Raw genomic sequence first — 13,542 nt, 5'->3', positions numbered from 1 at the left:
GACGAAAGCGGGTCGTGGTAGCGCTGGTAGCCGTCGTCGCCGTGCTACTGGTCGCTCTCGCTGGCGGAGCAGCAGGTGTCTCGACCGGGCAGGTGCTCGTGGTCGAAGACCTCGACACGGGCGAACGATACGTCACGGAACCGGTCGAGACGGGCAGTACCGTCGAACTACGGTACATGCACAGCGTCGAGAAGACGCCAGTGAACGACGTGTATCGCGTCGACGGCGAGACGCTCGTCAACACGCGAATGGAGTTCGAATCCTACGGCTGGGGGCTCCCAGCGCGGGTCAACGTCACGAACGTCAACGGAACGTTCGTCTACGACCCGCCGGAACCAATCATGACCCTCGAGACGCTCTCGGTGTCCCCTGGTCGGGTTGCGAACCACACACTAATCGTCGACGACCGACGGATTGACTTGGTGGCGCAGACGAACGCGAGTGATGTCCGCATTCACGTCGAACGGCGGACGTTGACCGACGTATTCCTATGAGCACGAACAACCCAGACGACAGTGACGAAGCGGAGCTTTCCAGAGAAGAGGCCGACGAGCTCATCGACGAAATCGAGCGGCGGCGGTCGCTGAAGGGGCTCGCCGCCCTCGCCGTCTCGGCGATAGGGATTCTCTTCTCGCTGTTCCAGTTGATTCTGGCTGCCCAGAGTTTCTACTTCACGATTCCGCTTCCGCTGGTCGCCGACATCGAAGTGGGGTTACAGCTCCTGCAGGCGAACGCTATCCACGTGGCGTTCGCCCTGGTGTTGACGTTCCTGATGTTCCCCGCGACGATGGGCGAAGGAGTCTTCTCCAAGCGCCTCGGGACCGCGGTCGACGCAGCGGCCGCCCGGCTCGGCTCGGCGAACCCCGTCGCACGCGTGCTCGACCGACTCCGGAGCGTCGCTCGCTGGGCGTTCGTCGACCCCAACCGGAGTCGCGTCACGCCGTTCGACGTGGTCTGTATGGGCTTCGCGGTGCTCACCGCGCTGTACTTCCTCACCGAGTTCGGAGAGATACGAGACATGCGCGTGTTCGGGCTAGAGTCCGGCCGGCCGGTCACGGGCGTCTACCCGTTCCTCGAACCGGTTCTCGGCGGCGTGCCGTTCGTCAGCGAGTTCTCGTACGCGCTACTGTTGGGCGCAATCGGCATCGTCCTCGTGCTCGAAGCGACGCGTCGGACGCTCGGCCTCCCGCTGATGATTATCGTCGCGACGTTCATCGTATACGCACGCTGGGGCTTCCTCATAAGTAGCGACACGCCGTTCCTGGGCCTGCTCGCGATTCCCCGGCTGACCTGGCCGGACATCGTGCAGAACCTCTGGTACAACACGGAGAACGGCGTCTTCGGGATTCCGGTGACGGTCTCCGTGAGCTTCATCTACATCTTCATCCTGTTCGGCTCGTTCCTCGAGATGAGCGGCGCTGGCCAGTGGTTCATCGACCTCGCGTACGCCGCGACCGGCAAGCGGAAGGGCGGCCCCGCGAAGGCGAGCATCCTCGCGAGCGGCTTCATGGGGACGATTTCGGGGTCGTCGATCGCGAACACGGTCACCACCGGCGCGTTCACCATCCCGCTGATGAAGCGCTCGGGATACTCGCCGGAGTTCTCCGGTGCCGTCGAATCCTCTGCGTCATCCGGCGGCCAAATTCTCCCGCCAGTGATGGGGGCGGCGGCGTTCCTGATGGTCCAGTACACCGCGACGCCGTTCCGCGAAATCATCCTCCTCGCGACCGTGCCGGCCATCGTGTTCTTCTTCGGCGTCTGGGTGATGGTGCACCTGAAAGCCGTCCAGGAGGGCATCGGTGGCGTCGAGAGCGTCGAAACCGCGTCGATGCGCGACCACCTCAAGCGCGGCTGGTTCTACCTCGTCCCCATCTTCCTGTTGCTGTACTACCTCATCATCGAGCGGCTCTCCGTCTCCCGCTCGGCGTGGTTCACCCTCGTCGCGCTCGTCGCGCTCATCACGTTCATCGCCGCCTACAGCGAGCGGACGCGCACCTTCCTGCTCGGGTCGCTGGCCGTTATCGCCGGCGCTGACCTCCTGAGTTTCGTCGTCGCCGGCGTCCCGGCCACGGGCTTCCTCGGCGGTGCCGGCGGTGCCGGCATCCCGCTCGGCGAGGCGGCCGGCATTGTCGTCCCGCGGTTCGGCTGGTACGCGATGCTCGCTGGCGTCCTGACGATGCTGTTCTACACGGACGTGCAGTCGGCGTTGCTTGACCTGAACCCGACCGTCCAGAACGCCGCCGAAACCGCCGGCGAACGCGCTGGTCGCGACCTCGGCAAGAACCAGTTGTTCCGCACCGGAACCTTCGTCGTCAAGTCGATGGACGAGGGCGCGCGGACGGCGGTCCCGGTCGTCATCGCAGTCGCGGCTGCCGGCATCATCCCGGGCGTCATCAGCGTCTCCGGCCTCGGGCCGAACCTCACCTCGTTGCTGCTCGCGCTCTCCGGTGGCTCCATCGTGATTATGCTGCTCGTGACCGCCGTCGCGAGCATCATCCTCGGCATGGGGATGCCGACGACGGTGACGTACATCATCCTCATCTCGATGCTCGCGACGCCGCTCGTCGAGTTCGGCATCCCGCTGCTGGCCGCGCACCTGTTCATCCTCTACTTCGGCGTCATCGCCGACATCACACCGCCGGTCGCCGTCGCGGCCTACGCCGCCAGCGGCGTCGCGAAGTCCGACCCGTTCCAGACCGGCGTGAAGGCGTTCTCGCTGTCGCTGAACAAAGCAATCGTCCCCTTCGCGTTCGTGCTCGCGCCCGGCATCGTCCTCCTGCGTGAGAAGGCGAACGCGGCCGAGTTGCCGCTGCGGGAGCGCTACCGCGTGGTCAACTTCGGCGACCTCGCGGAGCTGTCGTACTCCGTGCCCGAGATTCTGGTGCCGATTGCCGGGGTCTTCCTCGGCGTCATCGCGCTCGGGGCGACCGTCATCGGCACGCTGTACACGGACGTCAACCGGCGCGAGCGGGCGGGCTTCGCGCTCAGCTCCCTCCTCCTCATGGCCCCCGCGCTCCTCTCGACGTCGGTGTTCGACCTGCTCGGCTTCGTCGGCGTCACCGTGTCCGTCAACGCGCTCCTGCTCGACCTGACGCTCCGAGGCGTCGGCTTCGTCCTGTTCGTCGCGCTCACGCTGAAGAACCGGCGGGAGCTCGGTTCGACCGGTGAGACGCCCGACGCAGCGTCCGCCTGAGCGCGCCGCTGTCGTCGACGATTTTACTAGGACTGTTCTGCCTCGCTGCGAGAAACGTGACCGCGACCGTCACCAGGGCGTGCCGTTTCGACCTCAGTCGGGACGGCGTTCGTCGCTCGTTCTGGGGTATCGAGGCGAAGTCGTCCTCAGATGCCCTTGCTCATCAGGTGCGAGCGCAGCACGTCGGCGTCCTTGTTGGCGCTTCCCGTGTTCAGGATGACGACCGTGTCGTCCTCGCCGAACGCGCCGTCCTCGGCGAGCGCGGACGCACCCGAGGCGGCGGCCGCACACGTCGCGCCCATCTCCAGGCCCTCGTGGGCGGCGACGGTCGTCGCGGCGTCCAGAATCTCCTCGTCGCTGGTCGCGACCGCGCCGCCGTCGCTCTCGCGGAGTGCCTCCAGCACGAGCGGGCTGGCACCCGGGTCCGGAATCTCGATGCCGCCACAGATGGTGTCCGGCGTGTCCCACGGCTCGTGGACGTCGCGGCCCTCCTGGAACGCGCGCACGATGGGCGCGCAGCCCTCCGCTTGGGCGGCGTACATCTTCGGGAGGTCGTCGGTGAGCCCGAGGTCGCGGAGCTCCTTCGCCGCCTTGTGCATGCCGACGAGGCCGACGCCGCCGCCGGTCGGGTAGACGACGTGGTCGGGGGTCTCCCAGTCCAGCTGTTCGGCGGTCTCGTAGTACATCGTCTTCTTGCCCTCGTGGCGGTACGGCGTCTCGAAGGTCCGCACCGAGTACCAGTCGTCGTGCTCGTCCATCGCGCCGTCGAAGGCAGCGCCTGCGTCCCCGATGCGGCCCTCCACGATAGTCATGTCGCCGCCGTGGACGTTCACCATCGCCTTGTTGGCGAAGCCGGACCGCGACGGCAGGAAGACGTGCGAGTCGATGCCCGCGCGGCCCGCGTACGCGGCCGCCGACTGGCCGGCGTTCCCGGCCGAGACGAGCGCCACGTCGCTAGCGCCGTGCTGGTGGGCGGCGGTCACGGCGACCGTCTGCCCGCGGTCCTTGAACGTCCCCGTCGGGTTCCGACCTTCGTCCTTGATGTACACCTCGCCGACGCCCATCTCGTCGGCGAGCGTCGGGCACGACACGAGCGCCGTCGCACCCTCGTCCATCGAAATCGCCGAACTCCGCGAGAACGGCAGCAGTTCCTCGTAGCGCCACATCGAGTCGAAGCGCCGCGACTCGAAGGTCTCCCGGGTGACGTCGAGGCTGTCGTAGTCGTAGGTCGGGTCGAGGATGCCCCCGCAGTCCGGACAGCGGTGGGTCGCCGTCTCCGGGTCGAACGTCTCCTCGCAGTCTACGCACCGAAGCCCCTCGAACGCCGGCGTCGTCTCCATGTGCGGGCCTTCGTAGCGGGCGCGAAAAGCCCTGTCCCTTCCGGCGTGACCGCCCCGAGAGCCCGCACGTTCTTGTCGCCCGCGGGCGAACGGCTGGGTATGTCTGACTCTCGAGTCGTGGTCGTCGGCGGCGGGCTCGCCGGGCTCACGGCGGCGCGCCACCTCGCCGCGGACGGCTTCGACGTGACGCTGTTCGAGCGCAACGAGGACGTCGGCGGGCGCGTGCGCTCGCGGCGCGGCGACGGCTACATTTTCGACCGCGGCTTCCAGGTGTTGTTCACCGCGTACCCCGCGGCGCGACGGGAACTGGACTTCGGCGCGCTGGACCTGCGCGCGTTCTCGGCGGGCGCGACCATCTGCCGAGGCGACCAGCGCTCCGTGCTCGCGGACCCCCTGCGGGAGCCCGGCGCGCTCGCGGAGACGCTGTTCAACGCCGAGATTTCGACGATGGACAAACTCCGCACGCTCCGGCTGCGCGCGGACCTCAAGGCGAAGTCCGTCGACGAAATCTTCGCGGAACCCGACGCAACCATCGAACAGTACCTCTACACGTACGGGTTCTCCGAGCGGTACGTCGAGCGGTTCGTGCGGCCGTTCTACGGCGGCATCACGCTCGACTGCGACCTCGACACGTCCAAGCGCGTCTTCGAATTCACGTTCAAGATGCTCTCGGAGGGGAAGACGGTCGTCCCGGCTGGCGGGATGGGCGAACTCTCGGACCAGTTGGCTGACCGTGCGATTACGCAGGACGCGCGCATCGTCACGGAGACGCCAGTCGAGGGAATCGCCCCGGGGGACGCCGCGGTCGACGTCCAGATTTCTGGCGAAACCGTCGAGGCGGACGCGGTCGTGGTCGCCGCGGACCCCAAATCCAGCCACAACCTCACGGGCGTCGACGCGATTCCGACCGACGGCCGCGGCTGCGTCACCCAGTACTTCGCGGTGCCGTCGGGTCACCCGCTCGCGGACAGCGACCGCATCCACCTGAACGCAGGCGGCGAGGTACCGACGACGGTCGCGCCGCTGTCCGGCGTCGCCCCCGAGTACGCGCCCGACGACCGCGCGCTCGTCGCCGCCACGACGGTCGGCCACGAGGACGCCGGCGACGACGTCCGCATCGAGTCCGACGGCGACCTCGAAACCCAGACGCGCGAGGTCCTCTCCGCGTGGTACCCGGCGGCGTCGCTGGGCGACTTCGAACTGTTGCGCACCGACCGCCTCCCGTTCGCGCAGTTCGCGCAGCCGCCGGGCGTCCACGAGGACCTCCCCGACGTTCGCGCGCCCGGCGGCGCGGTCTACCTCGCGGGCGACTACACACACGACTCCTCCATCAACGGCGCATTAGCGAGCGGAAAAGCGGCGGCCGACGCAGTCAGCGAAGACTTACAGTAGGCCGCGTAGGTCGCCGAGCGCGGGGAACGCCAGCGTCTCGCCCTCGCTGACGACGACGGGCCGGAAGCCGTCCGGGTCCGAGAGCATCGAAGACAGCGAGTCGTCGCGTCGAAGGCCGTTCACGAGCGTGCCCGGCGCGAGGCGCGTGAACGCCGGCAGCACGACGACGTCGCTGCCCTCGTGCTGGCGCGGGCCGTAGAGGAAACACGGGTGGCGCGTCCCCTCGATTTCGACCGCGGGGTGTTCGTGGCCGACGACGTAGCGCTCGGCGTCCACGGGCGGGTCGTCGTGGCCGTGCCAGATTGCCGTGCCGTCCGGGAGCACGACGGCATCCTCCGCGTCGATGCCGACGGAGTCCAGCATCGCGTCGTGGTTCCCGCGGACGACGCGGAACGTGGCGTCCGCTCCACGGACTGCTGTCTCGATGGCGTCGACAGTACCACGGACGCCGTCGGGGACGGTTCCGTGGACGTGCAAGAGGTCGCCCGCGACAACGACGGTCGCCGGCTCGAACTCGGCGAGCAAGGCGTCGAGGCGCTCCACGAGGTCCGCGCGCTCGCCCAGCGGCAGGGCGACGTCGGAGGCCGCGTCCCGGCCGACGTGGACATCAGCGAGCACGAGCGCGTCCGCCTCCGGGAGGTAGGCGGCGCGCTCCCCGAACGCCAGCCACGACGGAGTGTCGCTCACGCACCCCAGTCGGCACTACGGGGGGTTAGGTCCAGCGGTCCGCGAGCAGACAGGAAAAACGGGTCGCCGTTAGCCGATGTACCGGAGGTCTTCCTCGCCGCCGGGGCTCGGGCCCTCCTCCATCTCGCGGAGGCGGCTGACGACCTCCTCCATCTCCTCGGCGCGGTCGTCGAGGGCTTCCTCGTCGAGGTCGAAGCCGAGCATGTCTTCGAGCACCGCGAGGACGGCCTTCGCGGCCTTCGGGTCCACGAGGTAGCCCGACGTCTCGCCCATCAGGCAGGCGGCGTCGAAGCCGCGGCGGCCGCCCAGCCCGAGCAGCAGGCCGCTGGAGCCGACGATGCCGCCCGCGGGCTCCTCGCTGCGGAACTCCACGCCCGCTTCTTCGAGGCGCTCCTTGAGGTCGTCCTCGGAGACGGCGCCGATGACGTCGTGCTCCTCGACGAGTTCCCCCGTGGGGACGCCGCCGAGCGCGTACAGCTCGCTCGCGCCGAAGTCCTCGGCGACGTCGAGGAACGCCTCGGTGACGCGGTAGTGGCCGACGTTGTCCTGGGCCTGGTGGTTGCCCGTGAGCACGAGGAGGTCCCGGCCCTCCGTGTCGACGGCGTGAATCTCGGCGTGCGCGAGCGCCGCGACGCTGTCGTCCCCGACCGTGACCTGTGGCGGGAAGTGCTCGCTGTGCACGCGCGCGACGAGTTCGCTGTCCGCCTCCTCGACGACGTGCTCGGCGACGAGTTTCCCGACGTGCCCGACGCCGGGCAGTCCTTCGACGAACACGGGGTCGTCCAGCTCCGGCTCGGATTCCCACGCGATGTCGATTTCGTCCATACCCTAGGGGCGGCTGCGTTCCTTAAGAGCGCGTCGGTAGCGCCCGTGCGGGTCCTCCGGGTCGAACGGCGCCGGCGCGCTGTTGACGGCGTCGGCTCCGCAGTCGGGACACTCCGCAGAAAGCGTGTACACCGGGCGGCCGTGGCGGTCGCGCCACGCCGAACACACCCGGATGTCGGACTTCATTCCTCTTCGAGCTGGCGCTCGCGGTGGAAGTTCCCCTCGCCGCCCTGCGCGTCGATTTCCTCGACGGCGCGGGCGCCGGCGGCTTCCAACTGGTCCTCGGCGGTCTTGTAGTTCGGCGCCTGCACCCGAATCCGGTACTCGGGCGCGCCGACGTACGTCACTTCGAGGTCGGCCTCGTCGGGGACCTCACCGTTCCCCTCGGCGGCCTGCAGGGCTTCCTTCACGTCGTCGACGCCGTCGGGGGCGGGCGACGTCAGCGTCACGTAGCCCGTGACCGTGACGTAGGGCACGGAGACGTTCTCGCGTGCGGTCTCGACGATGGCGTCCTGCTCGTCGTCGTCGAGGTCCGTCTTCTCGAGGGCCTCGTAGCCGTGAATCGCGGCCTGCTCGAACCCCTCGTAGAGGCTGCCGAACTCGCCGAGGAGTTCGTTGGCGATGCGGCGGAACTGGTCGTCGTCCATGTCCTCGCCGAACGCCAGCGTCAGCCACTTGTCGGCCTTCTGCTCGTTCTTCCACTCCTGAATCTTGTCCGAGCGCTGGTGGTCGTTGACGTCCTTCAGCGAGAGGTCGATTTGCTGAGCGGACTCGTCGACGTCCAGCACCTTCGCGACGACCGTCTGGTCTTCGTTGACGTGGTCGCGAACGTTCTTGATCCAGCCGCTGGCCACTTCGCTGACGTGTACGAGGCCACGCTTGTCCTCGTACTCTTCGAGGTCGACGAACACGCCGAAGTCCTCGATGTCGTCGACCTTGCCGACGACGAGTTCGCCCTCCTCGGGCCAGCCGACGTACTTCATCTGGCCTCGACAGTTTCGACGACCTCACCGGTGAACTCCGCCTCGCCGCCGGTCGGACGCGCGAGCGTCGTTCCGCAGACGGCGCAGGCGACCTCCGAGGAGGCCTTACCGAAGACGATTTGCTCGTTCTCACAATCCGGACACTCGACTTTGAAGAATCCTCCCGCCATTGTTAGTCCTGGAAGACGAGACGGCCGGTGCGCCATCCCTCGCGGAGGTGAGCGTTCCCGCACTCGTTGCAGCGGTACTTGAGGTCCGTCTTCTTCGTCGGCTTGTTGCCGACCGGCACCTTCGAGAACCGACCGTGGTTCCCGATGGAGGCGTTCGCGCGCTTGGTGCGGCGAGCGTCCCACTTCATGCCGGACGAGCGGCCCGTACGGACCTTCTCGACCTCGATTTGGTTGTGTTCGTCACAGTGCGGGCAGTAGCTGTTGAATCGGCGTGGCATCTCCATAGGCTAAATCAGCTCTGTTGTCTCTCGGTTACACGTGGCCGCTTAAAATCCGTTTGGTTTCGGGGGCGAACCACTCAACCCACGCACAGGTCTCTCGCTCGCGCTCGGTGCGGGCGCGCGACGGCCGGCTTCGAAGCGTTTAATCCGCCACCCTCCGAAGCCGCAGCCATGAAGCGACTCATCATCCACGGCGACCCCGGCGTGCGCCGTGACGGCGTCATCGAGTACGACGGCGAGGAGAAGGTCCTCTTCCAGGTGACGCGAAACGGCGACTGGCACGGCCCGGACGAAGTCCAGCTGTGGTGTGTCGTCGGCGACGAGGACGAATTCGAGGACTACGAGAAGCGCAACTTCATCCCGCACTGGCTGGACGTCGACACCGTCGACGCCGACGACGTCACCGTCCACAAGCGCGCCGGCGACCTCGCGGTCTAATTTTCGGTTCCTACTGTTCGACGAGTTCGGACTGTGTGACTTCGTAGACGGTCACGTTCTCGTTCGTGAACGCGACACGGATGCCCGGTTCCTCGTCGGTCACGCGCACATTGTAGCGGTCGCGCTCGACCGGCCCGACCCAGACGTACTGCACGTCGTGTTTCCGCAGGACGATGGCCCGCGAGACGGCTTCGCTGGTCTCGTAGACCACGCCAACGTCGCTGACGCGCGTCCGGTACGCGGAGTCGCTGTGGTAGTTGCCGGCGTGCGACCAGCCCGCGACCGTCGGGATTCCAGTGAGACTCGACGCTGGGTTCTGCCACGTGTACGGCGTCGTCCCCGGCGCGGAGACGATGTGCGGCTGGCCGGGCTTCTCGTTCAGCCACTCGATTGCGGCCCCCTCGTCGGGGCGCTCGTCGTTGACGTACTCGAAGGCGTCGAGGGTCGCGTCGTCCGCGCTGTCGACGTGGCTGGCGACCGCGAAGCCGCCGTAGATGGACGCCGACACCACAAGCAGGACGGCGAGCGCGGTGCCGCCGACGGACCGCAGGCGGGACGCGTCGGGCGTCCGCGCAGCGAGGGCGGCGAGCGCGACGCCGGCCGGCACCGACCAGAGCGCCCACACCTGCGCGTATACCTTGAAAATCGTGTTGTAGCGCTCGTAGGAGGCGGCGTCCGCGACGTAGACGTACTCGATGATGACGACGAGGCCCGCGCCGGCGACGACGAGCACGCCCTCGAAGCCGACGGCGTCCCGGCGCCGGAGCAGCCACGCGCCCGCGAGTATCGGACCGGCGAGCAGGACGGCGACGACGCCGACGCGCACGCCGGCAATCACGGGGTCGACGGTCGCGGCGAGTAGAATCGCGGCGATGGCAGCGAGGCCCGCCGCCGCCCAGTCCGAGCCGTCTCGAGCGACCCGGGAGACGAGGTACGCGCCGAACGAGACGAGGAACAGGCCGTGTACGAGGAGGAACGCGCCGAGTTGCGTCGGCACGGGGAACGCCGCGGGGTGTTGGTTGCTCGCGCCCGCGAGCAGGACGCTCTGGACGAACGGCAACGCCACGACGAACCCCAGAATGGCGACTGCGACCGCGACGGCGACGGCGAAGAGGACGCGCTGTACCTCTCGCGCTGCCGCGCTCGACCGCTCGAATCGCCGTGCGACGGATTCGGGCAGCAGCGTTCGCGGGTCGGCGTCCGCGAGTGCGACGCTCAGCATCGCCACGCCGGCGACGGCCGGGAAACTCCACGTGTTCACCGTGAGAATCGTCGCCGCGGCGACCGGGAACGCGCCGAACAGCAGTACGAGCCGGCGGCGGCGCTCCGGCTCGGGAGTTCGTGCGTACGCCAACCCGACGCCGACCGCGAGGAACAACACGGCGACGCTCATCATGTGCGCGTGCAGGTCGCCGTTCAGGTACGCGAACAGCGGAAACTCGTTGATGCCGGTCTCTACGACGCGGCTCGCGTGCCACATGTCGAACTCCGCGGGCGAAATCGTCGGCGCGCGGTTGGACTTGATGCCCGCGGCGACGACCGCCTCCCGGACCACGTCGTAGGTGCCCGCGAGCAGCCGCACCGGCGTCACGAGGTTGCTCGCGAACCCGTAGACGAACGCCGCCAGAATCCCCGCGCGGACCCGCGTCGACCCCGCGAGCACGGCGGCCGCGAACGCAGCCGGCACGGCGAGGTAGTACCACGGCACGCCCAGCGTCACGAGCAACACGACGAAGACGACCGCCGCGACGCCGAGCGCTATCGAACCCTCGACGGGATCGCTGTCCTCGAAGCGGCCCGCGGTAATCGTACTCGCGAGCCCGTACGCGGCGGTCACGGCCATCGCGTAGAAGCCCGCCAGCGCCGGGTCGTAGGCGAACCGGCCGGTCGTCCCGGACAACAGCGCAAGCGTCGCCGCCATCAGGTGGCCGCCGTAGTAGTAGACGACGCGCTCGCCCGCGAACCAGAAGTCCTGGGGCGGTAGCCGGTCGGCGCGCAACAGGCTCTGCAGCAGCCCGAAGTCGAGGAACTTCTCGCCGCCGTAAGGGTGGACGCCGTCCGCAGCCGCCCGAATCGCGATTAGGAACAGGAACGCGACGGTGAACACCGCTACGACCTCCGCGAGCGGGCGCTTCGGGACGTCGACGCCGCCGCGCGCCAGCCACGCCGACGCCGCTACCAGCGCGGCTGCGACGCCGACAACCACCCACAGCCCGAACGCCAGTTGGCCGACCCACAGCGTCGGCACCGTCAGCAACACGACGGCCGTCGGCACGGCCAGCGACGCGCCCCGGTCCGGCGCGTCCGGCAGCAGTCGCGCCGCGAACGGCAGCCCGACGACCAGCAACACCTGGTAGAGCAGCCACCAGCGAACGACGACGCCGTACTCCATCGGTGGAACCGTACGCAGCCGCCGCTAAACGCTTTCGGGTTCGTTCTCTGCGCTCCCCTCTCGACGACCGAACGGCTTAATGCTCGCACCCGACACCCCCCGAGAGTAACCGATGAGCCGCGCGCACGACGACGAGGAGGTCCCGGAAGCCGAACGCGACGCGCTGCTGACGATTGCGCACGGCGCGGTCGTGACCTCCAGCGGCGTCTCCGCGCAGCGCGCGCTGATTACCGCCTCGGAGTTCGTGCTCGCGCGCGGCCTCGGCCCCGTCGCGTACGGCGTGTACGCGCTCGCGTGGCGCATCGCGCAACTGCTCTCCCGGCTCGTCACGTTCGGCAGCGTGCCCACGCTCCAGCGCTACCTCCCGGCCTCCGAGGACGACCCTGCGAAACAGTCCAGGGTGACTGGGCTCGCGTACGCCACCACCATCGGTGTCGGCGCGCTCATCGCGGCGGGCGTGTGGGTGCTCGCGCCGTGGATTAACGCGACGACCGTCGACCACCCGGCGTTCCCGGCGACGATGCGGCTGTTCGGTGTCTTTGTCGTGCTCCTCGGCCTCGTGATGGTGTACGCCGCGACCTTCCGCGCGGGCGGGTCGGCGCGCGGCGAAGTCCTGTTCAACAAGCTCCTGCGGCCCGCCACGCGGCTCGTCGGCGCGCTCGCGGCGCTCGCGCTCGGCTACTCCGTCGTCGGCGTTGCGGGCGCGTTCGTCGCCTGCCTATTCGTCGTGGTCGTCGCCGGCTACCCGGTCACCGCGCGCGTCACCGGCATCCGACCGTCGCTGAAGGGTGCTCGCAGCGAAGCGCGCCAGTTCTACGACCACGCGCTCCCGGTGGCGATGAGCAGCCTCGGGAAGGTGTTCCAGAACCGCGTCGACGTCCTCCTCGTCGGCGCGCTGCTGACGGCGGTCGCGGCCGGCGTCTACAACGTCGTGCTCGTGCTCGTCTCGATTGCGTGGATTCCGCTGCTGTCGTTCAACCAACTGCTGCCGCCGGTCGCCTCGCGGCTCTACGCCGAGGACGACACCGCGACCCTGAACGCCGTCTACTCGTCGGTCACGCGGCTCATCGTCACCACCGTCGTCCCGATTCTCGCCGTCCAACTCGTGTTCGGGCGGGAGCTCCTCGCGCTGTTCGGCGAAACGTACGTCCGCGGGTACGTCCCGCTTGCGGTCTACCTCGGCGGCGTCTTCGTCGGAAGTGCCGTCGGCGCGACCGGCTGGCTGCTGATGATGACTGACCACCAGTACGCCCGCATGGCCCTCGACTGGCTGCTCGCTGTGCTGAACGTCGCACTCACCTACTTGTTCGTCCGGGAGTTCGGGCTCGTCGGCGCTGCACTCGGCACCTCACTGGCCATCGCCGTCCAGAACGGTATTCAGGTCGTGCTCCTCCGGCGCTTCGAGGACCTGTGGCCGTTCGACGCCACATTCCTCCGCCCGCTCGCCGCGGGCGTCGTCATGGCCGCCGTGCTGGCCGGTGTTCGTACTGCTATCGACGGCATCGTCGTTGTCCCGCTCGGCGTGCTCGTCGGCCTCCCGATCTACGTCACGGCCCTCCACGTGCTCGGCGTCGACCCGCGCGACCGCTTCGTCGTCCGCGAACTCGCCGCCTGCTACCGCGACGCGCTCGGCGAGAAACTGGCGCGTTGAACCGCTGGGGGCGTAGAAACGGCGTCACAACTTCGCAAAAACACACGTGATGCGTCGCGCGGAGGCGACGCTGTGGAATGTGAGTTTTAGAGGCGTAGCGGGAAGTAGATTTGAACCGGAGCCAGACGGTCCTCGCGCCGCCAGAGCAAGCTCTGGCGTGCTCTCGCTCGCTTCGTTCACGAGAACTCCG

Annotated in this window: 13 protein-coding genes; 5 read left to right on the top strand and 8 right to left on the bottom strand. The window is 68.3% G+C overall.

What is annotated here, in order from left to right; genetic code table 11:
- The first annotated feature begins 14 nt into the window (after positions 1-14).
- Together LPA46_RS02945 and LPA46_RS02940 are read left to right on the top strand one after the other, a co-directional pair.
- The gene (locus LPA46_RS02945; RefSeq protein WP_230891302.1) at positions 15-494 is read left to right on the top strand and encodes a DUF1850 domain-containing protein; all 480 of its coding nucleotides are present in this window, start codon (positions 15-17) and stop codon (positions 492-494) included.
- Positions 491-3,193 carry a TRAP transporter permease gene (locus tag LPA46_RS02940; protein ID WP_230891301.1) on the top strand — a complete coding sequence of 901 codons (2,703 nt, stop codon included), beginning with the start codon at positions 491-493 and terminating at the stop codon, positions 3,191-3,193. The genes LPA46_RS02945 and LPA46_RS02940 overlap by 4 nt, the downstream gene beginning before the upstream one ends.
- Positions 3,194-3,339: 146 nt before the next feature.
- Here LPA46_RS02940 and LPA46_RS02935 read toward each other — a convergent pair whose 3' ends face one another.
- Positions 3,340-4,533, bottom strand: a complete 1,194-nt coding sequence (locus LPA46_RS02935) for a threonine synthase (protein ID WP_230891300.1) — start codon at positions 4,531-4,533, stop codon at positions 3,340-3,342.
- Positions 4,534-4,632: 99 nt separating this feature from the next.
- Here LPA46_RS02935 and LPA46_RS02930 point away from each other — a divergent pair, with 99 nt between their 5' ends.
- The gene (locus tag LPA46_RS02930) at positions 4,633-5,925 is read left to right on the top strand and encodes an NAD(P)/FAD-dependent oxidoreductase (protein WP_230891299.1); all 1,293 of its coding nucleotides are present in this window, start codon (positions 4,633-4,635) and stop codon (positions 5,923-5,925) included.
- Here LPA46_RS02930 and LPA46_RS02925 read toward each other — a convergent pair.
- From LPA46_RS02925 to LPA46_RS02900, 6 genes are all read right to left on the bottom strand, one after another.
- Entirely contained in the window at positions 5,917-6,612 is a 696-nt protein-coding gene (locus LPA46_RS02925; RefSeq protein WP_230891298.1) for a metallophosphoesterase, read from the bottom strand. The two genes, LPA46_RS02930 and LPA46_RS02925, sit on opposite strands and share 9 nt — an antisense overlap.
- Positions 6,613-6,681: 69 nt before the next feature.
- The gene (locus LPA46_RS02920) at positions 6,682-7,437 is read right to left on the bottom strand and encodes a proteasome assembly chaperone family protein (RefSeq protein WP_230891297.1); all 756 of its coding nucleotides are present in this window, start codon (positions 7,435-7,437) and stop codon (positions 6,682-6,684) included.
- 3 nt (positions 7,438-7,440) lie between these two features.
- On the bottom strand, positions 7,441-7,623 hold the full coding sequence (locus LPA46_RS02915; protein ID WP_230891296.1) for an RNA-protein complex protein Nop10: 183 nt from the start codon (positions 7,621-7,623) through the stop codon (positions 7,441-7,443).
- Complete coding sequence (locus tag LPA46_RS02910; RefSeq protein ID WP_230891295.1) at positions 7,620-8,420, bottom strand: translation initiation factor IF-2 subunit alpha; 801 nt, start codon at positions 8,418-8,420, stop codon at positions 7,620-7,622. Before LPA46_RS02910 ends, LPA46_RS02915 begins: the two co-directional genes overlap by 4 nt.
- On the bottom strand, positions 8,417-8,590 hold the full coding sequence (locus tag LPA46_RS02905) for a 30S ribosomal protein S27e (RefSeq protein WP_230890292.1): 174 nt from the start codon (positions 8,588-8,590) through the stop codon (positions 8,417-8,419). The genes LPA46_RS02910 and LPA46_RS02905 overlap by 4 nt, the downstream gene beginning before the upstream one ends.
- A gap of 2 nt (positions 8,591-8,592) precedes the next feature.
- Positions 8,593-8,874, bottom strand: a complete 282-nt coding sequence (locus LPA46_RS02900) for a 50S ribosomal protein L44e (protein WP_058981839.1) — start codon at positions 8,872-8,874, stop codon at positions 8,593-8,595.
- A 168-nt stretch (positions 8,875-9,042) separates the two neighbouring features.
- Between LPA46_RS02900 and LPA46_RS02895 the strand changes: the two genes are divergently transcribed.
- On the top strand, positions 9,043-9,309 hold the full coding sequence (locus tag LPA46_RS02895; RefSeq protein WP_230890290.1) for an HAH_0734 family protein: 267 nt from the start codon (positions 9,043-9,045) through the stop codon (positions 9,307-9,309).
- 10 nt (positions 9,310-9,319) lie between these two features.
- Here LPA46_RS02895 and LPA46_RS02890 read toward each other — a convergent pair whose 3' ends face one another.
- Complete coding sequence (locus tag LPA46_RS02890; protein WP_230891294.1) at positions 9,320-11,701, bottom strand: DUF2298 domain-containing protein; 2,382 nt, start codon at positions 11,699-11,701, stop codon at positions 9,320-9,322.
- 112 nt (positions 11,702-11,813) lie between these two features.
- Between LPA46_RS02890 and LPA46_RS02885 the strand changes: the two genes are divergently transcribed.
- Entirely contained in the window at positions 11,814-13,352 is a 1,539-nt protein-coding gene (locus LPA46_RS02885) for a lipopolysaccharide biosynthesis protein (protein ID WP_230891293.1), read from the top strand.
- The last annotated feature ends 190 nt before the right edge of the window (positions 13,353-13,542 follow it).

It is taken from the genome of Halobacterium sp. KA-6 (genome assembly GCF_021029015.1).
In the GTDB taxonomy this organism is placed as follows: domain Archaea; phylum Halobacteriota; class Halobacteria; order Halobacteriales; family Halobacteriaceae; genus Halobacterium.
Note: the sequence above shows the minus strand (reverse complement) of the source record. Positions and strands in the feature narration are given on the sequence as shown.